This is a genomic window from Paracoccus sp. L-17 (genome assembly GCF_056857655.1).
In genome coordinates this window covers 17,417-40,878 of the sequence record NZ_JBSXNM010000031.1, presented here as the reverse complement: position 1 = coordinate 40,878, position 23,462 = coordinate 17,417, and the positions used below count along the sequence as shown (strand labels likewise).

Annotated in this window: 16 protein-coding genes, 1 tRNA gene and 1 pseudogene; 15 read left to right on the top strand and 3 right to left on the bottom strand. The window is 64.8% G+C overall.

Annotated features, from left to right (window positions below):
- The first annotated feature begins 131 nt into the window (after positions 1–131).
- From AC13CR_RS05705 to AC13CR_RS05655, 11 genes are all read left to right on the top strand, one after another.
- Positions 132–1,364, top strand: coding sequence for a 3-deoxy-D-manno-octulosonic acid transferase (locus AC13CR_RS05705; RefSeq protein ID WP_292953754.1), 1,233 nt, complete (start codon positions 132–134; stop codon positions 1,362–1,364).
- Entirely contained in the window at positions 1,361–1,774 is a 414-nt protein-coding gene (locus AC13CR_RS05700; RefSeq protein ID WP_292953752.1) for a DUF1178 family protein, read from the top strand. Before AC13CR_RS05705 ends, AC13CR_RS05700 begins: the two co-directional genes overlap by 4 nt.
- Before the next feature lie 162 nt (positions 1,775–1,936).
- The gene (locus tag AC13CR_RS05695) at positions 1,937–3,193 is read left to right on the top strand and encodes an aspartate kinase (protein ID WP_292953750.1); all 1,257 of its coding nucleotides are present in this window, start codon (positions 1,937–1,939) and stop codon (positions 3,191–3,193) included.
- Positions 3,194–3,259: 66 nt separating this feature from the next.
- The gene (gene ptsP / locus AC13CR_RS05690) at positions 3,260–5,506 is read left to right on the top strand and encodes a phosphoenolpyruvate--protein phosphotransferase (protein ID WP_293767180.1); all 2,247 of its coding nucleotides are present in this window, start codon (positions 3,260–3,262) and stop codon (positions 5,504–5,506) included.
- A gap of 143 nt (positions 5,507–5,649) precedes the next feature.
- On the top strand, positions 5,650–7,212 hold the full coding sequence (locus AC13CR_RS05685; protein ID WP_292953749.1) for an OpgD/OpgG family glucan biosynthesis protein: 1,563 nt from the start codon (positions 5,650–5,652) through the stop codon (positions 7,210–7,212).
- On the top strand, positions 7,209–9,299 hold the full coding sequence (mdoH, locus tag AC13CR_RS05680) for a glucans biosynthesis glucosyltransferase MdoH (RefSeq protein WP_292953746.1): 2,091 nt from the start codon (positions 7,209–7,211) through the stop codon (positions 9,297–9,299). The genes AC13CR_RS05685 and mdoH overlap by 4 nt, the downstream gene beginning before the upstream one ends.
- Entirely contained in the window at positions 9,296–10,417 is a 1,122-nt protein-coding gene (opgC, locus tag AC13CR_RS05675; RefSeq protein ID WP_292953743.1) for an OpgC domain-containing protein, read from the top strand. Before mdoH ends, opgC begins: the two co-directional genes overlap by 4 nt.
- Before the next feature lie 317 nt (positions 10,418–10,734).
- Positions 10,735–11,847 (top strand): polysaccharide biosynthesis protein, encoded by a 1,113-nt coding sequence (locus tag AC13CR_RS05670; RefSeq protein WP_293013737.1) that lies wholly within the window; start codon positions 10,735–10,737, stop codon positions 11,845–11,847.
- 10 nt (positions 11,848–11,857) lie between these two features.
- Positions 11,858–13,009 (top strand): NAD-dependent epimerase/dehydratase family protein, encoded by a 1,152-nt coding sequence (locus tag AC13CR_RS05665; protein WP_292953739.1) that lies wholly within the window; start codon positions 11,858–11,860, stop codon positions 13,007–13,009.
- Positions 13,010–13,070: 61 nt separating this feature from the next.
- Positions 13,071–15,122, top strand: coding sequence for a glycosyltransferase (locus AC13CR_RS05660; protein WP_446236474.1), 2,052 nt, complete (start codon positions 13,071–13,073; stop codon positions 15,120–15,122).
- Positions 15,123–15,297: 175 nt separating this feature from the next.
- Positions 15,298–15,382, top strand: a tRNA-Leu gene (locus tag AC13CR_RS05655).
- A 4-nt stretch (positions 15,383–15,386) separates the two neighbouring features.
- Here AC13CR_RS05655 and AC13CR_RS05650 read toward each other — a convergent pair.
- The 3 genes from AC13CR_RS05650 to AC13CR_RS05640 are packed head-to-tail and all read right to left on the bottom strand — an operon-like array spanning position 15,387 to position 18,426.
- A complete protein-coding gene (locus AC13CR_RS05650) occupies positions 15,387–16,907 on the bottom strand; it encodes a PhnE/PtxC family ABC transporter permease (protein WP_446236208.1) in 1,521 nt (506 codons plus the stop codon).
- Positions 16,897–17,556 carry an ATP-binding cassette domain-containing protein gene (locus AC13CR_RS05645; RefSeq protein ID WP_292950888.1) on the bottom strand — a complete coding sequence of 220 codons (660 nt, stop codon included), beginning with the start codon at positions 17,554–17,556 and terminating at the stop codon, positions 16,897–16,899. Before AC13CR_RS05645 ends, AC13CR_RS05650 begins: the two co-directional genes overlap by 11 nt.
- Positions 17,557–17,559: 3 nt before the next feature.
- Positions 17,560–18,426, bottom strand: coding sequence for a putative selenate ABC transporter substrate-binding protein (locus AC13CR_RS05640; RefSeq protein ID WP_446232144.1), 867 nt, complete (start codon positions 18,424–18,426; stop codon positions 17,560–17,562).
- Between the two features lie 283 nt (positions 18,427–18,709).
- Here AC13CR_RS05640 and AC13CR_RS05635 point away from each other — a divergent pair, with 283 nt between their 5' ends.
- The 4 genes and pseudogenes from AC13CR_RS05635 to AC13CR_RS05620 all read left to right on the top strand — a co-directional run bounded on the left by AC13CR_RS05635 (position 18,710) and on the right by AC13CR_RS05620 (position 23,441).
- On the top strand, positions 18,710–19,309 hold the full coding sequence (locus AC13CR_RS05635) for a twin-arginine translocation signal domain-containing protein (protein ID WP_482900473.1): 600 nt from the start codon (positions 18,710–18,712) through the stop codon (positions 19,307–19,309).
- 12 nt (positions 19,310–19,321) lie between these two features.
- Positions 19,322–21,793 (top strand): annotated as a pseudogene (gene fdnG, locus AC13CR_RS05630) (formate dehydrogenase-N subunit alpha); the annotation flags it as partial.
- Positions 21,790–22,755: a formate dehydrogenase subunit beta gene (gene fdxH, locus AC13CR_RS05625; protein ID WP_292950894.1), complete on the top strand. Its 966-nt coding sequence runs from the start codon at positions 21,790–21,792 to the stop codon at positions 22,753–22,755. The pseudogene fdnG and the gene fdxH, both read left to right, overlap by 4 nt.
- A complete protein-coding gene (locus tag AC13CR_RS05620) occupies positions 22,755–23,441 on the top strand; it encodes a formate dehydrogenase subunit gamma (RefSeq protein ID WP_292950896.1) in 687 nt (228 codons plus the stop codon). The genes fdxH and AC13CR_RS05620 overlap by 1 nt, the downstream gene beginning before the upstream one ends.
- Positions 23,442–23,462: the final 21 nt, after the last annotated feature.

Sequence of the window (23,462 nt, the reverse complement as noted above, 5' to 3'; positions counted from 1 at the left end):
GGGTGGCCGGGCCCTTTCTGCACCTTCCGGTCCGGGGTGGGGCACATTTACTTGCGCCCGCCTGCCGCCTAGGAGGGAATGGCGGCATTCCGACTGCGACCGGCCGCGAGAACCGCCGCGAGACGAAGCCGATGATCTATGCCGCCACGACCCGCCTTGTCGAAGCCGCCTTGCGGCTGCGGGTCGCGTTGGGCGGCCAGGCCGACTTGCGGCAGCGGCTGGCGATCGGCGCCCCGCCCGCCCGCTGCCGGATCTGGTTCCACGGCGCCTCGGTGGGCGAGTTGCAGTCCGGACAGGAGATCATCCTGGAACTGGCCCGGCGCCTGCCGGTGCTTGTCACCGCCAATACCGAAACCGGCCGGGATCTTGCGGCAGGCTGGGGCCTTTCCGCCCGGCTGGCTCCGCTGGATTCGCCCGCGGCGCTGTCGCGTTTCCTAGACGCGGCGCGGCCGGGTCTGCTGGTGACGCTGGAAAACGAATTCTGGCCGCTTCGGTCGCGGATGCTGGCGCAACGGGGGATCGCGCAGGCCATGATCGGCGCACGGATGTCGGCCCGTTCGGCGGCGACATGGCGGCGGCTGCCCGGCATCATTGGTCCGATGCTGACCCGCCTTGCCGCGCTTTCGGCGCAGGACGCGGCCAGCGAGACGCGGCTGTGCGACCTGGGGCTCGACCCCGCGTGCCTGTTGCCGCGCCTCGACCTGAAATTGCTGGCACCGGCGCGGATCACCCCGCCCCCCGACAACCGGCGGCGCGACCGGACCATCCTTGCCGCCTCGACCCACGAGGGCGAGGAGGCCACGATCCTCGACGCCTGGATTGCAGCCCGCCGCGCGCATCCCGACCTTCGCCTGATCCTGGCCATCCGTCACCCCCGGCGCGGCGACGAGGTCGCGGCGCTGATCGCCGCCCGCGGCCTGCCCGTCGCCCGCGTTTCGCGGGGCGCCGCGACAGCGCCGCTGCTGCTGGCCGACACGTTGGGCGAGATGCCGCGCTGGTATGACCAGGCGGGAATCTGCATCGTCGGCGGGTCGCTGGCCGATCGTGGCGGCCACACGCCCTGGGAACCGGCGGCCCATCGCTGCGCCATTCTGCATGGCCCGCATGTCGCGAATTTCACCGAAAGCTATGGCGCGCTTCATGCTCAGGACGCGGCACTGGCGGTGACCAGCACGTCACTTCCGGCGCAGATCATCGGCCTGGCGGGCGATGGCGCCCGTGCCCGCGCTCTGGGCCGGGCCGCACGCGGAGTGCTGGAGGCGGAGGCGCGCGACCCGTCGGCGCTGATCGACAGGCTCGCCAATCTTGCGCAGGACCGCGCGGATCACGATATAGCCCGCATGAGCAAGACGGAGCCGCGATGATCCGCTACAGCCTGCGCTGCGACCAGGGCCATGATTTCGATGGCTGGTTTCGTTCGTCCGATGCGTTCGAGACGATGCGCGACTCGGCGCGGCTGTCCTGCGCGCAATGCGGATCGACCAGCGTTGAAAAGACCCTGATGAGCCCCTCGGTGGCGGCAAAGACGGCCAGACCCCTGTCCGCGCCCGTCAATCCGGCCCAGGCCGCATTGGACCGACTGCGCCGCCATGTCGAGAAGAATTCCGATTATGTCGGACTGAAATTCGCCGACGAGGCGCGCGCCATGCATGAAGGCCGCAGTCCGGGCCGCGCCATCCACGGCGAGGCGCGCCCGGACGAGGCGAAAAAGCTGATCGAGGACGGAGTTCCGATCGCGCCGCTGCCTTTCCTTCCGCGCCAGAAATCCAACTGAACCGGCACCTTCGCACTCTTGGAAAATACCTCGGGGGTCGTCGCGGAACGCGACGAGGGGGCAGCGCCCCCTGCCGCCCCCGTCACCCGCCTTGCCTCTTGCGGTTTCATCCCCCCGCCCATACAAGCCGCGCCGAAAGAAACCCTTGGCTGGAGGCCCGCGATGCCGCTTCTGGTGATGAAATTCGGCGGCACCTCGGTCGCCGATCTGGACCGGATCAGGAATGCCGCCGCGAAGGTGCAGCGCGAGGTCGAGCGCGGCCATGACGTCATCGTCATCGTCAGCGCCATGTCCGGCAAGACCAACGAGCTGGTCGGCTGGGTCGAGAAGACCTCGCCGCTGTTTGATGCGCGCGAATATGATGCCGTGGTCAGTTCGGGCGAGAACGTCACCGCCGGATTGATGGCGCTGACGCTTCAGGAAATGGGCGTTCCGGCGCGCAGCTGGCAGGGCTGGCAGGTGCCGATCAACACCACCGCGCAACATTCCGCGGCGCGTTTCGTCGATATCCCGCGCGGCAATCTGGATCAGAAGTTCGCCGAAGGCTTCCGGGTCGCGGTGGTCGCGGGTTTCCAGGGTCTGGCGCCCGATGGCCGGATCACCACGCTGGGCCGGGGCGGATCGGACACGACCGCCGTGGCCTTCGCGGCCGCCTTCGACGCCGAACGCTGCGACATCTATACCGATGTCGATGGCATCTACACGACCGACCCGCGCATCACCTCGAAAGCGCGCAAGCTGGACAGGATCGCGTTCGAGGAGATGCTGGAACTGGCCAGTCTTGGCGCGAAGGTGCTGCAGACCCGCTCGGTCGAGCTGGCGATGCGCTACAAGGTGCGGCTGCGCGTGTTATCCTCGTTCGAGGACACGACCGAAGATTCGGGCACGCTGGTCTGCGATGAGGGAGAAATCATGGAATCGAAAGTCGTCAATGGCGTCGCCTATTCCCGCGAGGAAGCCAAGATCACCCTTGTCACGGTCGAGGACCGTCCCGGCATTTCCGCCGGCATCTTCGCGCCCCTGGCGGATGCGGGCGTGAACGTGGACATGATCGTGCAGAACATCTCCGAGAAGAATTTCGAACATCACCAGGGCTCGGTCACGGACATGACCTTCTCGGTGCCGATCAATCAGGTGGATCGCGCCAAGCGCGCCATGGAACAGGCCCGCGCCGCGGGCACGGTTTCGTATGACGAATTGATCGTCGATACCGAGGTCGCCAAGGTCAGCGTGGTGGGCATCGGGATGCGCAGCCATGCCGGCGTCGCAGCCCGGATGTTCAAGGCCCTTGCCGAGGAAAACATCAACATCAAGGTCATCGCCACCAGCGAAATCAAGATTTCCGTTCTGATCGACCGCAAATATATGGAACTGGCCGTTCAGGCGCTGCATGATGCCTTCGGCCTCGAAGCGGCCTGATCCCCTCGGGTGATCCCGAACCGACAGGCCCTCGGGCCGGACGCGACGACGGAAGGCGGGAAGGCATTGCAGGACCGCAAGGACAGTGATTCGCGCAAGCTGCTGCGGCGGCTGAAGGAAATTCTGGCCGCCGCCGGCGACGGTCAGGACAGGCTTGACCAGATCACCCACAACATTGCCGATTCGATGGGCACCGATGTGTGCTCGATCTATCTGTTTCGCGACCCCGAGACGCTGGAGCTTTGCGCCACCGAAGGTCTGCGCGCCGAGGCCGTTCACCAGACCAGGCTGAGGCTGGGCGAAGGCCTGGTCGGGCGCGTCGCACGGACCGGCCGCTACATGAACACCGCCGACGCGCCCGCGATGCCCGGATTCCGCTTCATGCCCGAAACCGGCGAAGAGGTCTTTCCCAGCTTTCTCGGCGTGCCGATCCAGCGCGTGGGCGAGAAACTGGGCGTTCTGGTCGTGCAGTCGCGCGATGCCCGCCTGTTCAGCGATGACGAGGTCTACGGCCTGGAAGTGGTGGCAATGGTGCTGGCGGAAATGACCGAACTGGGCGCCTTCCAGGGCACCCAGGCCGACAGCCTGCCGCAGGCCCACCGCTTTCCGCTGATGCTGCGCGGCACCACCGGACAGGAAGGCGCGGCCGAGGGTCATGTCTGGCTGCACGAGCCGCGCGTGGTCATCGCCAACCCCGTCGGCGACGATCCCGAAACCGAAAGGGCGCGGCTGCACGAGGGCGTGGAACGGCTGCGGGAACGGGTCGATTCGATGGTCGCCGCCGCCGACATGGGGGCCGATGGCGATCACACGGCCGTTTTGGAAACCTATCGCATGTTCGCCCATTCGCGGTCCTGGCTGAAGCGGATGGAAGAAGACATCCAACTGGGCCTTTCCGCCGAAGCGGCGGTCGAGAAGGAACAATCCGCTGCCCGTGCACGGCTGGAAATGTCGGCCGATCCCTATCTTCGCGACCGCCTGCATGATCTGGACGACCTGTCCAACCGGCTGTTGCGGATCCTGACCGGACAGGGCGTCGATACAGGCGCCGAGATGCCCGCGGATCCGATCCTGATCGCCCGCAATATCGGCCCCGCCGAATTGCTGGAATACGGACGGCGGCTGAAGGGCGTGGTGCTGGAGGAAGGATCGGTCGGCTCTCACGCGGCGATCGTGGCGCGGGCGCTGGCGATTCCACTGGTCATCCACGCCGCCCGCATCACGACCGAGGCGCTGAATGGCGATCCGATCCTCGTCGATGGCGATCAGGGCATTGTCCATCTGCGCCCCGAGGACACGGTGGCGCTGGCCTTTCGCGACAAGATGGCGATGCAGGCCGAGGCTCAGAACCGCTATGCCAGCCTGCGCCGGCTTCCCGCGACCGGCAGTTGCGGCACCACGATCCAGCTTTACATGAATGCGGGCCTGATGGCCGACCTGCCCTCGCTGGAAGGGTCGGGGGCCGAGGGCGTGGGCCTGTTCCGGACCGAATTGCAGTTCCTGATCCGCAACCACGTCCCGCGACGGGGAGAACTGGCCGAATTGTATCGCCGGGTCATGGACAACGCCAAGGGCAAGCAGGTGATGTTCCGGACGCTGGACATCGGGTCGGACAAGGTGCTGCCCTACATGAAGCCCCAGGACGAGCCCAACCCGGCGATGGGCTGGCGCGCGATCCGTGTCGGCCTGGACAAGCGTGGCATTCTGCGGATGCAGCTTCAGGCGCTGATCCGGGCGGCCGCCGGACGCCCCTTGCACGTCATGTTCCCCTTCATCGCCGATATCAGCGAATACGAGGACGCCTATCGCATCCTCATGCAGGAAATGTCGCGAGAACAGCGGGTGGGCCGTGACCTGCCGACCGACATTCGCGTGGGCGCGATGCTCGAGACGCCCTCGCTGGCCTTCGCTCCGAAAAAGTTCTTCGAGATGTGCGACTTCGTCTCGATCGGCGGCAACGACCTGAAGCAGTTCTTCTACGCGGCCGACCGCGAAAACGAACGCGTCCGACGCCGATATGACACGCTGAACGTGCCCTTTCTCGCATTGCTGCGCCAGATCGTGCTGCGCTGCGAAGAGGCGCGCGTGCCGCTGTCCTTCTGCGGCGAGGATGCCGGCCGCCCGATCGAGGCATTGACCTTTGCGGCCCTGGGCATCCGACGCCTGTCGATGCGTCCGGCCTCGATCGGCCCGGTCAAGCATCTGATCCGTCGCGTCTCGATCGCCGATCTTCGGCAGGTCATCGACGAGGCCGAGGCATCGGGAATGCACAACCTGCGCCGGCCGGTGACCGAATGGCTGGCCCGACAATAGGCGGAAAATCGCCCGAATCGCCCCTGGGCGCGATCGGGCGACGCCACACACAACTCAGGGTCGCTTTTCCGGCGACCGACGCGACTTGTTGCGCTGCGGCGCAGTCCCTATACTGAACCGGCTCTTGCGAACTGCCTCCAAAGATGAAGCGACGAAATTTCCTCAATGCCGCCACGGCGCTGGCAGCCGGCAGCGTCTTTGCCGCGACGCCGGCCCAGGCACAATCGAGTTCTGACGAATCGACGATCGACACGCCGCCCGAAGGCGCAAGGACGGATTTCGGTTTCGAAGACGTGGCCGCGATCGCCGCCAAACGGGCCGAAGCCGTTCATGAGCAGCCGGTGGCGAAACTGGTGGGCAGCTTCGCGGACCTGAATTATGACCAGTATCGCGGTATAAGGTTCCGGCGCGACGCCGATCCGCTGAGCGATCAGAACCAGTTCGGCATGGACCTGCTGCCGCCAGGCGCGATCTTTTATGAGCCGATCGGCATCAACATCGTGCGCGACGGAGTTCCGCAGAAGTTCGAATTCGATCCGCGCCTGCTGGATTTCGATCCGGCCCAGTTTCCCGACGGCGCGAACCTGGACGATATCGGCGACATGGGATGGTCGGGTTTCCGGCTTCGCACGCGGCTGAACCGGCCCGACGTGATGGACGAATTCGCGGTTTTCCAGGGCGCAAGCTATTTTCGCGCCGTCGCGCGCGGCACCCTCTATGGCCTGTCGGCGCGGGGTCTGGCGATCAAGACCGGCAGCCCGGATGGCGAAGAATTTCCGCTGTTCACCGATTTCTGGATCCACCGCCCCTCGGAGGGATCCGAATGGGTGCGCATTCACGCGCTTCTGGACAGCAAGTCGGTGACGGGCGCCTATCAGTTCGACATCAATCCCGGCGCGGTGACGATGGTTCGGACGCGGCTTGCGCTGTTTCCGCGCGTCGATCTGCAAAATACCGGCATCGCGCCGTTGACTTCGATGTTCTGGTTCAGCCCGGCCAGCCGGCGCGCGGTGGACGATTACCGCCCCGCCGTGCATGACAGCGACGGCTTGCAGATGCATACCGGCGCCGGCCAGGCATTGTGGCGCAGCCTTGCCTCGCACAAGAACCTGCAGATTTCGTCCTTCGTGGACAAGTCTCCGCGCGGCTTCGGCCTGATCCAGCGCAACCGCGACTTCGGCGATTATCAGGACGCCGAGGCGATGTATAACCAGCGCCCCTCGGCCTGGATCCAGCCCGAAAGCGACTGGGGCGAGGGCGAGGTCCGCCTGATCGAAATCCCGGTCGAAAACGAGTTCAACGACAATATCGTCACCTACTGGCTGCCCAAGGATCCGCTGGCGCGCGGCAAGCGGCACGATTTCCGCTATCGTCTCAGTTTCGCGCCGCTGCCGCCGAACGACATGCCGCTGGCCAAGGTGCGCCAGGTCCGTTCCGGACAATCCATCAACAACAAGGATCTGCGCAGCTTCGTGGTCGATTTCGACCTGTCCCTGTTCGGCGGCGAGATGCCGGAATCGAAGGTCACGACATCGGCCGGGACGATCGTCCATGCCTACCTGAAGACGCTTGCCGATCAGGGCGTCCTGCGGCTGGCCTTCGAATTCGAGCCGGGCGACGCCACCGTGGCCGACCTGCAGGCGCTTCTGACCGACAAGCAGGGGGTCGCCCTCAGCGAATCCTGGCTGGCGCGCTGGTCGGCATGATTGCGGCGCCGTCCTCTGCCGAGGCTGGCGGCCCGGTTCCACCCGAATCGCCGATCGCCATGCCGGTGCAGGACTTTCGGACCCTGCCCGCAACTCGGCGGCTGCGCCGAACCGAATCCGCGCGGGTCTGGCTGGCCCGGCTGATCACCTTCGGCGGAACCGCCGCGATCGCCGTCATCGGCTTCATGCAGATGCTGGAGGCCTTCGGCGACAAGCCGACGCCGATGCAGCTTGCGCTTTTGGCATTGTTCGTGCCCACCTTCGCCTGGGTCGGATTTTCCTTCTGCGGTCTGCTGGCGGGGCTGTTCGCGCCCCGGCTGACGACGCCAGACGGCCCCAATGATGCCCGCATCGTCGTGGTGATGCCCGTCTATCACGAGAATGCCGCCCAAAGCCTGGGCCTGCTGACAGCCCTGGCCAAGGGGCTGGAGCAGACCGGCATCGCGAACCGAGCCGAAATCTTCGTTCTGTCCGACAGCCGCGATCCTGCCGTTGCGGTCAACGAAAGCCTGATCGTCGCGGCTGCCCGCGACGCCTCGCCGGTGCCGATCTGGTATCGCCGGCGCGAAACGAACGAGGATCGCAAATCCGGCAACCTGGCCGAATTCATCCGCCGCTGGGGCGGGCGCTACGATCAGATGGTGGTGCTGGATGCAGACAGCGTGCTGTCCGCAGAAACCATTCGCGATCTGTCCGCGCGCATGAATGCCGATCCCGATCTGGGCCTGATCCAGACCATGCCGATCCTGGTCGGCGGCGAGACCATCTTTGCCCGGCTGACCCAGTTCGCCGGCCGGGTCTATGGCCCGATGATCGCGCGCGGCGTTTCGGCCTGGTCGGGCGATACGGGCAATTACTGGGGCCACAACGCGATCATCCGGGTGGCGGCCTTTGCCCAAGCCTGCGGCTTGCCGCGCCTGTCGGGCAAACCGCCCTTTGGCGGCACCATTCTCAGCCACGATTTCGTCGAGGCTGCCGCTCTGTGCCGCGCCGGCTGGAAGGTGCGGCTGGACCATGACCTGCGCGGCAGCTACGAGGGTTGCCCGCCGACGCTGCTGGACATGGCCGCGCGCGAACGCCGCTGGGCGCAGGGCAATCTGCAACATGCGCGCCTCTTCGGGATCAAGGGCGCCCGGGCCATCAGCCTGGTGCATTTCGCCATAGGCATCCTGGGTTTTCTGATGAGCCCGATCTGGCTGGCGCTGCTGCTGGTCGGTCTGGTCCTGTCGGCCACGGTGCTGCTGTCCACGCCCGAATATTTCCCGAACGCCTATCAGCTTTTTCCGGACTGGCCGGTCTTCGATGCCCGCCGGATGCTGTATCTGTTCATCGCGGCGATGGCGCTGCTGCTGCTGCCCAGACTGATCGCGACCTTGCGCGCCTGGTCGCGGCCGCTGGCGCGCAATTCCGGCGGACCGGTCCGCATCTTTGCCAGCGCGCTGTTCGAGATCCTGCTATCGGCCCTGATCGCGCCGGTCCAGATGCTGATCCAGACCCGCCAGATCTTCGAAATCCTGCGCGGCCGCGACAGCGGCTGGAACGCACAAGAACGGGCCGGCTCGATGCCCGGCTGGGAGGTTGTGATCGCGCGGCACTGGATTCACGTGCTGCTGGGCGTCGCCACGCTGCTGGTGCTGGCGCAGTTCTCGCCGACGCAACTGATCTGGCTGTCGCCGATTCTTGCCGGCCTGATCCTGTCGCCGCTGACATCCCGGCTGTCGGCAAGCCCGGTCTTCGGCCGCTGGGCACGGATGAACGGCCTGCTGGTCACACCCGAGGAACGCGATTATCCCCCGATCCTGACCGAGGCCAGCGCGGCGATCCGCGCCCTGCCGCGCCCCCTGCCCGGCCGTGCGGCGATCATGCAACTGGCACAGCATCCCGACCGTATGGCGCATCACCTGGCCATGCTGACTTCGCTGCCCGACCGCCCTGTGGCCGAGCGGCTGCCGCAGATCACCGCCGGGGCAAAGATCGCCAATGCCGCGGGCCGCGAACAGGCGCTTGATCTTCTGAACCCGGAAGAAACCGAAGCGTTGATATCCGATGCCGCGCTGTTGCGGCGATGGAGCGCGCTGCCTGAATGAACCGCCTGATCGTTCTCGACATGCTGCGCGGTTACGCGCTGATCTGCATCATGATCGACCATATGCCAATCTCGATCCTGCGGCGGTTCACGCTTGCCAATTTCTCGGTCTTCGACGCAGCAGAACTGTTCGTCCTGCTGTCGGGCTTTCTGGTCGGCCTGGTCTGGCATTCGGTCGAGGAGCGGGACGGATTGCGCAGCGCCCAATGGCGCTTTGCACGGCGCTCGTTCGAGGTCTGGCGGGCGCTGGTTCTGGGCGGGGTGATCATGGCGCTGGTTTCGGCCGGGCTGCTGGCGCTGGACATGTCCCATACCGCGGTCTGGAACCAGTATGCCGAATGGGTGGTCGAGAACCCGCTGGGCTATTCCGGCGTGCTGGCGACGATGTGGTTGCAGCCAAACCTTCTGGACGTGCTGGCGCTGTACGTCATCCTGATCGTTTCGGCGCCGCTGCTGGTGCCGCTGCTGCGGCGCTGGCCCATCAGCTTCGCGATCGGATCGCTGGTCCTGTGGTGGTTCGCGCCGCTGCTCAACCAGATCATCCCGAACCACAGCCGCGCGGGCCTGCTTTTCAACCCGTTCGGCTGGCAGATGCTGTTCTATTCGGGCATCGCGATGGCGCTGTTCCGCGATCGGATCATGCGGACGCTGATGCCGCATCGGCGGCTTCTGACGATCCTTGCAGCGGGCATGTTCCTGTTCGGCACCGCGATCGTGATCGGGGCCAAGATCGGCGAGCCCGCGAAAGAATTCCGCGACGCGCTGAAGCTGATCTATGGCGAAATCAACAAATGGGACCTGGACGGCACACGCTATCTGGCGATTCTCGCCGCGACCTGGCTGGTCGCGGTGCCCCTGGCCCGGCCCATGGCGTGGCTGGCCGCGACCGTGCCGGGTGTCGCCATGCAGCAGATCGGTCGCGGCGGGCTTTGGGCATTCGTCGCCAGTGTTCTGCTGTCGGTGATCGGCGACGCCTTCCAGTTGAACCCGGAAGGTCAGGGCGTCCTGCGACGCCTGACGGTCGATCTCTGGTCGATCACGGCGCTTTGGTGGGTATCCGTGGCCTGGCTGCGCTTTGGGGCGCCGCGGCTGAAAAGAAAGACGCCGCGCCGAACCTGACCTGTCGGGACAGGCAGAAATGACCCTCGGGTGCGGGAACAGCCATGCGTCCGGACTGCCCGGCTGCCAGCCACTTCATCAGGCAGCCTTTCCTGCTTGCCGGCTGCAAACGATCACTGACATCGGCCCGCTGCAACACGGGGCGTAAATCCATCCCCCCTTCTCGATAACTTTTGCGCTGAAATTCGCTCAATGGTTGCACCTCGGGAGATTGACTTTCGAATTCCCGTCCCGGAAGAGGTCGGAGGACGCAGCTTCCGAGGCCATCGGGTGAACGAGGTGGGCGTCTTCTCGCCCGAAGAGGAGGACGACCTGAAATGTCGCAATATCTGTCGCAACTCGCCGGAAAGCGCATCGTCGTCACCGGAGGAGTCGGATCGGTCGGCCGGGCGATCGTGGAGAAACTTGCCGCAAGCCCGGTCGGACATGTTCGCGTGATCGACAACAACGAAAGCGGCCTGTTCGACATGGAAATGGACTTTGCCGGCCCCAAGGGCAAGGCGGGGCTCGACTTCTTCCACGCCGACATCACCGACGAACGCGAGATGAGGCGCACCTTCGACGGCATGGATCTGTGTTTTCACTGTGCCGCGCTGAAACACGTGCCGTCTTGCGAACGCAGCCCGTTTTCGGCCGTGAAGGTCAACATCGAGGGTGTCGAGGTCGTCGGCCGCGTCGCGCAGATGCAGGGACTTGAAAAGGTCATCTTCACCTCTTCCGACAAGGCGGTGAACCCGACCAATGTCATGGGCACATCGAAGCTGATGGGAGAGCGGCTGTTCACGTCGATGAACTTTCTCACCCATTCGGATTCGCCGACGCTGTTTTCCTCGACCCGTTTCGGCAACGTGCTGGGATCGCGCGGTTCGGTGGTGCCGCTGTTCGCGCAGCAGATTGCCGCGGGCGGGCCCGTGCGCGTCACCGACAGGCGCATGACGCGTTTCGTCATGACCATGCAACAATCGGCCGATCTGGTGATCGGCAGCATGGTCCTGGCCCGGGGCGGCGAAGTATTCATCACCAAGATGCCTGTCCTGCGGATCGTCGATCTGGCACGGGTCATGATACAGCACCTGGCACCGGCCTACGGGCATGATCCCCGATCGATCGGTATCGAGATCACCGGTTCGCGCCCCGGTGAAAAACTGTGGGAAGAGCTTTCAACGGACGAAGAGGCGAACCGGCTTCTGGAAAGCGACGATTTCCTGATCGTCATGCCGGCCGGTCATACGGCTGAACAGCGGCGGCAGAAATATGCCTTTGACGAAATCGGGGCACGGCCAAGCGGCATCGTCTATCACTCGGACCGCGAGGCGGCGATCGGCGACGATCAGATCTGGGCGCTGCTGATGCGCGATGGCGTACTTCCCGAAAGCGTTGTCGCAAGGCTGGTCACCGCCGGCACGGTTCCACAACTCGAGACACTCTGAAGGAAGCGTGATGCGGATTTTGATCCTGGGCGGGGACGGCTATATCGGTTGGCCGACCGCGATGAAACTTGCCGCGGCCGGGCATCAGGTGATGGCCGTCGACAATTATCTGCGACGCCGGCTGATGCGAGAGATCGATTGCGACGCGTTGTTCGATGTGCCAAACCTTCACGAAAGGGCGCGCCTGTGGGCGGACCGCTCGGGCAAGGAGCTGGCGGTCCGGATCGGCGATCTGGACGACTGGACCTTCATAGCCGCGATCTTCGAGGAATTCGTTCCCGACGCGATCATCCACTATGCCGAACAACCCTCGGCGCCCTATTCGATGATGGATCGGGCTGCGGCCCGGCTGACGCTGGACAACAACCTGGGCGTGACCTTCAACATCATCCACGCGATGAACCAGTTCACCCCCGATGCTCATCTGATCAAGCTGGGAACGATGGGCGAATATGGCACGCCGAACATCGATATCGAGGAAGGCTGGATCGATATCGAGCACAAGGGACGCAAGGATCGGTTCCTGTTCCCGCGCGCGGCCGGATCGTTCTATCACACGACGAAAGTGCTCGATACGGACATGCTGTGGTTCTATGTCCGCGTCTGGGGGCTGCGTGTAACGGATCTGATGCAGGGCCCGGTCTATGGGCTGGCGACCGACGAAAGCGCCGATGACGACCGGCTGTATTCGTTCCTGAACTACGACGAGGTTTTCGGCACCGTCCTGAACCGTTTCATGGTTCAGGCGGTGGCGGGCTATCCTCTGACCGTCTATGGCAAGGGCGGGCAGACACGCGGATATCTGCATCTCAAGGATGCGCTGCAATGCGTGAAGCTGGCCGTCGAAACCCCGGCCGAGCCGGGCGAGTTGCGCATCTTCAACCAGTTCGTCGAAACGTTCAGCGTCAACGATCTGGCCGAACATGTCCGGCAGTCGGGGCAAAGGCTGGGGCTGAACGTGCAGATTGAATCGCTTCCCAATCCGCGCAAGGAGGCCGAGGAGCATTACTACAATCCCGCCCATACCGGGCTTCTGGATCTGGGTCTTCAGCCCAACAGGCTGACCCCCGAGATCATGGACCGGATGATCGGCCTGACGATGAAGTATCGCGATCAGATCGTGCCCGAACGGATCTTCCGCGGGGTGAAGTGGCGCCGCTGATGCCCGACGATGGCGACACGATCGGCCCGGCGGAAACCCAGCAGCCGGATGCAGGGTGACGATGGATGCCGAACCGCCCCCCGCCATCGCCGCCGAACGGCTTCGGCGTGTCCGCAGGCAGTTGACGGCGGGCGGTCTGGATTCCGCCGAAACGCTGGCGCAGCTGGCATTGCGGCGCGATCCCTCGTCGGTCGAGGCGGTCTTGCTGCTTGCGCGGGCGGCAGAGTTGCGTCAGGGGCCGAAGGCCAAGGCCGACCTGCTTCATCGCCATCTGCCGGCGGTCAGGGACGATCTGCCACTGCGCCGTCACCTGGCCGATGCGCTGTGGCAAGGCGGCGATGTCGCGGGCGCCGTTTCGGTGGCCCAGGACATCATCGACGGCGGACGCGGCGATGTTCAGGATCATCTGCTGATCGGTCGAGGCAGGATCCGTCAGGGCGATCTGGAGGGGGCGCAGCGCGCGGCGGACGCGGCGCGGATGCTGGCGCCCGAACGACCGCGGCCATGGCTGCAACTGGCGCGCATCGCGCTGCTGCGCGACGGCGCCGAGGCGCGGGCGCGCATCCTGTCGCACTATCTTGACGAAATCGGCGATTCCCCCGTCATCAGGCGCGATCTGGCCGAGACGCTGTGCGACCTGGGCGCCGCCGAGGCGGCACGGGAACACCTGTCGCGGATCGCGGCGCAGGGTCTCACGACATCGAGAGACCATTTGTTGCAGGCGCGCATCGCGCTGGCAAAGGCGGATCTGGCGGCAGCCGAAAGCCAAGCCCGAACGGCGGCACGTCTTGCACCCGATCAGCCGGACCCGGTGCTGATGCTGGCCCGCATCGCGCATCTGAAGGACGGCGTGGCTGGCCGGGTCCGGGTTCTGCAAGGCTGCGCCGAACCGGCCCGCCACAGCTTTCGCATCCGCATGAACACCGCCCAGACCCTGATCACCGCCCGTCGGCGCGACGAGGCCAGGCAAGTTGCCGAGGCGATCGAGCCGCGAAACTGTTCCGACCGGCAGTTGTTTCTGCTGGCGTCGATCCTGCATCAGTGCGACGCGCAGGCAAGAGCCGCGACGTGTCTCGACCTCATCGACCCCGATGGGGGACTGGGAAACACATTGCTGCTGTTTCAGGCCCTCGAAGGTAGTCTTTCGGCCGACAACGCGCTGGTCTCGTGCGCGGACCGAAACCTGCTGCCCGACTTGCATTCGCGCGCCCTGGACATCCTTGCCGCGCCGCCCCCCCTGCGTGGTCGTCTGAATGACGCGATTGATCTCGACCGCGAGGCGGACCGGCTGGCCAGACGATATGCCTCCGCCGCTGCCTATTTCGGATTGCCCTCAGAGGGTCCGTCACCTCTGGTCAGCATCCTTGCGCCGATCCATCGACGCCAGGACGAGGAAAATCTGGCGAAACAGATTGAAAGACAGGATTATCCCGCGCTGGAGGCGGTGATCGTCTGCAGCGGAGATGACGTCGATCCCAAACGCCTGTCGCATCGGCTTGCCGGCTGTTCCGGCCTCTCGAGGACCAGGATCCTGTCCTTGCGGGGCGGAACTTCGCTGTCCGCGGCCCTCAATATGGGGGTCGCGGCCTCGCGGGGCGATCTGATCGCCCGGTTCGATGCCGACGACATTTATCTGGACGACTATCTGTCGCGATCCATCCGATTCATGCAGGCAATGTCGGCTGATCTCTGTGGCAAGCCCGAAATCTTCGTCCATTTCGAGAAGATCGGCGGCACGATCCTGTACGATTTCTGCCCCCAGGACTACCAGCCCTGGGCGGGTTCGCGCGATGTCGTCGGCAGCGGATCAAGCCTGATCGTGACCCGGGCCGCGGCCGAAAGACTGTCGTTCGCCGAGGAACTTGCAGAGGGCGAGGATCGCGATTTCTACAGGCGCGCCCTGTTCCACGGCTTTCGGGTCCTGTTCGCGCCGCCTTTCGGTCATCTCGTCATCCGGAAATCCGGCGAACGGCACACATGGCAGCAAAGCGAGGCAAGGCTGCTGCTGGAGGCACAGCCCCGCGCGCCGATGTTTGCCGGAACCGCCGTCGAAGCCGAAAGCGTCATGCGGAATCTTCAAACCGCAATTCGTGCGCGGCTTGGCCCGGAATGACGGCCGGCGGATGCAAACCGCGGCCGTCGCCCGGGCGATGCGCGTTGACGCGCCCGAAAAAGCGTAATATCCACCCCGCGACCGTTCCGTCTGTCTTCCCGGACGTGTTGCGGATCTTGCCGTAACAGGATCGGTGGACAGCCGGGCCCGGCGCCCGCACGTCTGAAATCTTTGCGCGGGTGTGGCGGAACTGGTAGACGCACCAGATTTAGGTTCTGGCGCCGCAAGGCGTGGGGGTTCGAGTCCCTTCACCCGCACCAAGCATCATCCCGGCGCCTCTGCCGCCAGGGCAATGCCCCGTTCGGACGCTGCGCGCGCCCGCAGCCGTCCCGCGCCCAGTCCGCTGCGCAGGAACCGCGACAGCGCGTCGATGGCGACGGTCACCATGCCCGTCGCCAGCAGGATCAGCACGGCGCGGTCAAGGCGCAATTGCGAAATCGCGTCATCCAGATAAAAGCCCAGCGTGGCGACGCCCAGAATCCCGACGATTGCACTTTCCCGGATGATGATCTCCCACCGGTAGAGACAGAGCGCGACAAATTGCCCGAAAAGTCGCGGCACGATCTCCCAGCCCCACAGGGTCAGACCGCGCGGCGCATCGGCGCGCAGGGCCAGCCCGCCGGCCTGCCGGCCCAGCAGATGGGCGATGATCGCGCCATTATGCAGGCCAAGCGCCAGGATCGCGGGCAGCATCGAAGGGCCGAAGACCTGCAGAAAGAGATAGGCCAGCATGTATTCGGGAAAGCTGCGCAGGACGACCAGAAACAGATGGCCCGGAATGGCGACGAGCCGGCCGGTGACGCGCGGCACGATCAGCGCCTGCCCGCAAAAGGCAACGAGCCCGGCAAGGATCAGGGCCAGTTGCGCCACCACCAGCGTTGCGGCGAGGCCCGGCAGGATCGACCCCGCGACCAGATCCCACAACCACGGTCCCAGCCCCGCCGGATCGCCCTGCCGCAGCGGCGCGGGCACGATGTCGCTGGTCAGGAACCGCCACAGCGCGCCCTGCCCCATCGGTGGCGCATCGACACGGACCAGCACGATTCCGGCCGCGATCAGCCATGCCCAGACCGCATGCGGGCGCATCCACAGACGGATCGTCGCGATCAGCGCGATATAGACCGCCATGATCGCGCCCGCCGCTGCATAATTGCCCTGACGAAAGAAGCTGTCCAGTTGAAAGCCCAGCGTCGGCAGGCCGACAAAACCCAGCACGGCCGAGGACCGCAGACCGCATTCCAGCCGGTAAAGGGTGTAGGTTGCCATCTCGCGCCGCGCCAGCGGCATTCGGGCCCACAGGAACCGGCTCAGCGGATCCACCCGGGCGCCAAGCCAGTCCGAGGGCCGCCGGTCGGATTCGTCGAGGATTTCGGATAGAACCTTCGCGAAGATCCCGGCATAGGGCAGCGCGATGGCGAGGATTCCGGTGGTGACGCCGATCCCGGCGATCTGCATCAGGATCAGCGCCCAGAACAATTCGTGGACCGAACGCAGGGCGATGGCCAGCCAGCGCACCGGACGAAGACGATAAAACGGCGCCATCATCAGGCCGGCCACGGCCCCCCCCGCCACGCCGGCGATGGCGAAGGCCAGGGTCAGGGCGATGGCGCGCATGATCCGTTCGACGGCGCCGAAATCCGGCGACAGAAACCCCATCCCCATGCGCGACAGCGCGGCCCAGGGATCGTTTCCCGCCAGGGTGAGATCGGCGAAGGGCAGGCAGACAAGCCCCGCGATCAGAAAGCCCGCGACAATGCCGCGGCGCGTGATCGGCCTAGCGCGCATATAGCGCCTCGATCGCGGCGGTCTTTGCATCCTGGGCCGGCATGTCCAGCGCGATCCGGCCGCCATCCAGTCCGATCAGCCGCGTGGCAAAGGTCAGGGCGACCGACACATCGTGCAGCGCAAGGATCGAGGTCGGAAAGGTCGTTCCGATCAGGCCGGCCAGCGCCTGGGCCTGAACCGGATCGACGGCGGAAAGCGGCTCGTCCGCGACCAGCACGTCGCCGCCCCGATACAGCGCCCGCGCCAGTGCAACGCGCTGTTTCTGACCGCCCGACAGCGCCTCGACCGGGCGCTCGGCCTCGGGCGTCAGGCCGACGCGGGCCAGAACCTTCAGCGCCGCCGCGCGATCGGTCCGGCGCGGGCGGATCAGCGTCGCAAGATTGTAGAGCGCGCCGTGATCGTCCAGCCGTCCCATCAGCACGTTGTGCAGCGCCGAAAGCTGCGGCACCAGCGCATGGTCCTGCGGAACCAGCGCCACCCGCAGCCCGCGATCCAGCAGGGCCTGCCGGATCGCCGCCAGAAGCGTGGACTTGCCCGCCCCGCTTCGTCCCAGCAGCGCGACCCGCTGACCGGATTCGACATCCAGCGTGACGTCGCGCAGGACAGGCGCGGCGCCATAGCCCAGATCGGCGGCAATCAGCAGTTGCAAGACCTACTCCAGCAGATCCAGTTCGCGGCCTATTGTCTCGATCGGGACGTAATCGTCATTGCCGGCGGCGATGAAGGCACTGCGCGGGAAGGCCGCAAGCAGCTCCGCATCGGCCATGCCCAGCAGCGCGGCCTGCACCTTGTCGGTGAAGCCCTCGCCCCAGCGGGCATCGACATCACCACGGATCGTCCAGTTGTAATCGGGATAGGAAGGCGTCTTCCAGATCACCTTCGCCGTCTCGATTTCCGGCGCGTTTTCGGCCACGGCCTGATCGTAGACGGCAAAATTCAGCGCGCCGATCTGCCATGCCCCGGATGCGACCAACCGCAGCGTCTGGCTGTGATCGCCGGAAAAGCCGACGCGGCTGAAAAAATCGTCGGGCGCCTGCCCGGTTTTCTCGCGGATGTAATATTCCGGCATCAGTCGACCCGAGGTCGAGGTCTTGGCGCCGAAGGTGAAGGTCATGCCCCTGGCGGCCAGGGGAAAGTCGTCGGATCGGGTCAGGCCGGTTTCGGTATTGGCGATGAAATAGGTGACGAATCGCCGGTCCTCGGCGCCTTGCGCGATGGCGCGGGCCCCCGGAACCAGCAGCCGCGCCTGAACCCCGGACAGCCCGCCGAACCACGCCAGTTGCACCTGATCGTTGCGAAATGCGGTGACGGCGGCGGGATAGGACTTCACCGGGACGAATTTCACCGGGACGCCCAGCCGGTCGGACAGGTAGGCCGCGACCTTGCCGAACCGCTCTGTCAGGCGGGTTTCGTCCTCGTCCGGGATGGCGCTGAAATACAGCGTCTGCTGTGCATGGGCGGCGCCGATGCCAAGGGTCAGGGCAAGGGCGAACAGGATCGGGCGAAGGAAAAGGCGCATCGGAAACGGCTCCGGCATCGAATTCGGGAGGGGGCTGATAGCCGGCGGGCCGCCGGGATGCCAGACCCCGTTTGCCACGCGCCGTGTCGATGATCCGGCCCGACGGGCAAGCCGGAATCCTGTCCGGCCCAAGCGCAGCCTGCGCATCGGATGATCACCTCCGACGCTAGCAGATGTTCCGCGAAGAGTGAAGATCGGCCGATCCGTTTCGCTTGACTTGGCGTGCCGCCATCAGCAGCATGGAAATCGTACCTATCATACTGACAGGCAACAGGAGGGTCACATGAATATCGAACTCTCGCGCCGCGGCTTTCTGAGGCTGGCGGGTGCTGGGGTTGCGGCGACCTCGCTGGGGGCAATGGGCTTCGGCGAAGCAGAGGCGGCCGAGGCGGCGCATGTGCGCGCCTTCAAGCTGACCACGACCACGGAAACGCGCAACACCTGCACCTATTGTTCGGTCGCCTGCGGCATCATCATGTATTCCAAGGGCGACGTGAAGGCCGGCGAAAAGGCCGATCTTCTGCATATCGAGGGCGATGCCGACCATCCGACCAATCGCGGAACCCTGTGCCCCAAGGGCGCGGCGCTGAGGGATTTCGTGCAGGCCGAAACCCGGCTGACCCGTCCCCGCTATCGCGCCGCGGGTGCGACCGAGTTCCAGGACATCAGCTGGGACGACGCACTGAACAAGATCGCGCGCGCGCTGAAGGACGACCGCGACGCCAATCTGGTGCAGGTCAACGAGGCGGGCGTGCCGGTCAACCGCTGGACGACCACCGGCTTCCTGGCCGCCTCGGCCACCACGAACGAGACCGCATGGCTGACCTACAAGGCCGTCCGGTCGATGGGAATCGTCGGCTTCGACAACCAGGCACGCGTCTGACACGGCCCTACGGTAGCCAGTTTGGCTCCAACTTTTGGCCGTGGCGCGATGACCAACGCCTGGACCGACATCAAGAACACCGATCTGGTGATCGTGATGGGCGGCAATGCCGCCGAAGCCCATCCCTGCGGGTTCAAATGGGTCACCGAAGCCAAGGACAATCGCGGCGCCAAGCTGATCGTGGTCGATCCGCGCTATACCCGCACGGCCAGCGTGTCCGACTTCTACGCCCCGATCCGTCCGGGCAGCGACATCGCCTTCCTGATGGGCGTGATCCGCTGGTGTATCGCCAATGACAAGGTGCAGTGGGAATACGTCACGAACTTCACGAACGCCGCCCTTCTGGTAAAGGACGAGTTTGGCTGGTCGGATGGCCTGTTCACCGGCTATGACGAGGAAAAGCGCGACTACGACAAGGAAAGCTGGGACTACAAGAAGGACGCCGACGGCTACGCGCAGGTCGACATGACCCTGAAAGACCCGCGCTGTGTCTGGAACCTTCTGAAGGCCCATGTCGATGTCTACACGCCCGAATTCGTCGAGAATGTCTGCGGCACGCCGAAGGACAGGTTCCTGACCATCTGCGAGATGATCGGCGAATGCAGCGCGCGCGACAAGGTGATGACCTCGATGTATGCGCTTGGCTGGACGCAGCATTCCAAGGGTGCGCAGAACATCCGCGGGATGGCCATGTTGCAGCTGATCCTGGGCAATATCGGGATGCGCGGGGGCGGGATGAACGCGCTGCGCGGCCATTCCAACATCCAGGGCCTGACCGATCTGGGCCTGATGTCGAACCTGATCCCCGGCTATCTCAACATCCCGACGGAAAAGGAACCCGACTGGCAGACCTACATGTCCAGCCGGAACTTCACGCCGCTGCGACCGGGGCAGACCAGCTACTGGCAGAACTATTCGAAATTCATGGTCAGCTTCATGAAGGCCATGTGGGGCGATGCCGCGACCCAGGACACCGACTGGGCCTATCACTACCTGCCCAAGCTGGACGTGCCGACCTATGACGTGCTGCGCATGTTCGAACTGATGAAGCAGGGGCGGATCAACAACTACTTCTGCCAGGGCTTCAACCCGCTGATGGCGTTCCCCGACCGCACCAAGCTGACCGAGGCGCTGTCGAATCTGAAACTGCTGGTCGTCATGGACCCGCTGGAGACGGAAACCGCGCATTTCTGGCAAAATCACGGCGTCCATAACGAGGTGGACAGCGCCTCGATCCAGACCGAGGTTCTGGAACTGCCGACCACCTGCTTTGCCGAGGACGAAGGCGCGCTGGTCAATTCGGGCCGCTGGCTGCAATGGCACTGGCCGGGGGCGACGCCGCCGGGCGAGGCCAGGAACGACACCTGGATCATGGCCAACATCTTCCAGCGGGTGCGCAAGCTCTATGAGGACGAGGGCGGGATATTCCCGGAACCGATCCTCAATCTGACCTGGAACTATCAGGATCCGCTCAGCCCCTCGCCCGAGGAACTGGCCAGGGAAATGAACGGCCGCGCCCTGCGCGACGTTCCCGACCCGGCCAATCCCGGCGCCACCCTGGTCGCGGCGGGCAAGCAGCTGAAGAACTTTTCGCAATTGCAGGACGATGGCTCGACCATGTGCGGTTGCTGGATCTTCTCGGGCTGCTGGAACGAGGACGGCAACAACATGGCGCGGCGGGACAATTCCGATCCGGGCGATACCGGCCTGTTCCTGAACTGGTCCTTCTCCTGGCCGCTGAACCGGCGCATCCTGTATAACCGGGCCTCGGCCGATCTTCAGGGCAAGCCCTGGGATCCGGACCGCAAGCTGATCGAATGGACCGGCGAGAAATGGGAAGGCTACGACGTTCCCGATATCGGACTGACCTCGAAGCCCGGCGAAGTCATGCCCTTCATCATGAACCCCGAGGGAACGGGGCGGCTGTTCACGCGGGGAATGATGCGGGACGGTCCCTTCCCCAGCCACATGGAGCCCTTCGAAAGCCCGCTGGCCAACGTGCTGAACCCGAAGATGCGCGGAAATCCGGTCAGCCGGATCTTCGTGAACGATGCCGAGGCACTGGGCACCAGCGACGAGTTTCCCTTTGTCGCGACCTCGTATCGCCTGACCGAGCATTTCCACTACTGGACCAAGCACAACAAGGTGAACGCCTCGCTTCAGCCGGAATTCTTCGTCGAGATCAGCGAGGAACTGGCAGCCGAGAAGGGCATCGCCAAAGGCGGCCGCGTCCGTGTCTGGGGCAAGCGCGGCCAGGTCTGGGCCAAGGCCGTCGTGACCAGGCGGATCAAGCCGATGCAATGCGACGGCAAGACCATCCATGTCGTCGGGATTCCGCTTCACTGGGGCTTCATGGGTGTGGCCAAGAAGGGCTGGGGGCCGAACAGCCTGACGCCCTTTGTTGGCGACGCCAACGTGGAAACGCCTGAATTCAAGGCGTTCCTTGTCAATATCGAACCCGCAGCAGAGGAGCCGGTGGCATGACCGAGACCGCACCTCAACCGACCACGGCGGCAGCAAACCCACCGGTTCAACCGATGGAATCGAACCTGCTGCCGTCGGATGTCGTCCGCGCCTCGGCGACGCCGGACCTGCCTCAGCCGACGCGGCAATTGACCAAGATCGCCAAGTTGATCGATGTCAGCAAGTGTATCGGCTGCAAGGCCTGCCAGGCCGCCTGCGTGGAATGGAACGACACCAATCCCGCGATCGGCGAGAACACCGGCGTTTACGAGAACCCGCATGATCTGACGCCCGACATGTTCACGCTGATGCGCTTCAGCGAATGGGACAACCCCGCCACGAACGAACTGGAATGGCTGATCCGCAAGGATGGCTGCATGCATTGCGAGGATCCGGGCTGCCTGAAGGCCTGCCCGGCGCCCGGCGCCATCGTGCAGTATTCCAACGGCATCGTCGATTTCATCCACGAGAACTGCATCGGCTGCGGCTATTGCGTGACCGGCTGTCCCTTCGACATTCCGCGTATCAGCAAGGTCGACAACACAAGCTACAAATGCACCTTGTGTTCGGACCGGGTGGCGGTGGGACAGGGCCCGGCCTGCGCCAAGGCATGCCCGACCAAGGCGATCGTCTTCGGCACCAAAGAAGACATGGTCGCCCATGCCAACGACCGGGTCGAGGATCTGAAATCGCGCGGCTACGAAAATGCCGGCATCTATGATCCCCAGGGCGTCGGCGGCACGCATGTCTTCTACGTGCTGCACCATGCCGACAAGCCCTCGCTGTACAGCGACCTGCCCGACAATCCGCGCATCTCGCCCATCGTCGAGGGCTGGAAGGGCGTCACCAAGACCGCGGGCATGGCGGTGATGGGGGTCGCGGCGGCGGGCGCGGTATTGATGGGCCTGTTCTCCCGCAACAAGGTCGAACCCGAGGAAGAAATCGCCGCCGAGCGGCTGGTCAGGGATCGGGAGGAATTGTGATGCGTCGGCCCCTCTATTCCGAACGCGGCGATCACATCGAAAGCGCCGATCCGGTCCGCGTCAGCCGATATCGCGGCCTCACCCGGTTGAACCACTGGGTGACGGCGATCTCGCTCATCGTGCTGGCGCTGTCGGGCCTCGCCTTCTTTTCGCCCTATCTCTATTTCCTGACCTGGCTTTTCGGCGGCGGGCAGATCGCCCGCTGGCTGCATCCCTTCGTCGGCGTTCTGCTGTTCTTCAGCTTCCTGCTGCTGTTCGTGCAGATGTGGCGGCTGAACCTGCCCAAGCCCGAAGACACGACCTGGGTCGCCAATATCGGCGATGTGGTCACCGGCCATGAAGAGCGGTTGCCCGAACTGGGCAAATACAATGCCGGGCAGAAGTTCATCTTCTGGGCCATGACCATCCTGATCGTGGTCCTGATCGTGTCCGGCATCATGATGTGGGAACAATATTTCGCCGAGTTCGTTCCGATCCCCGTGCGCCGCGTCGCCACGCTGATCCATTCCCTGTCGGCGGTGGCGATCATCCTTGTCTTCATCCTGCACGTCTTCGCGGCCTTCTGGGTGCGCGGAACGCTACGCGCGATGACGCAGGGCGACGTGACCGGCGGCTGGGCCTGGCGACATCACCGCAAATGGCTGCGAGAGGTCGCTGGACGCGAAGGCCGCGACGCGGCAGAGTAGCGCGACCCTCAAACCAGTGGC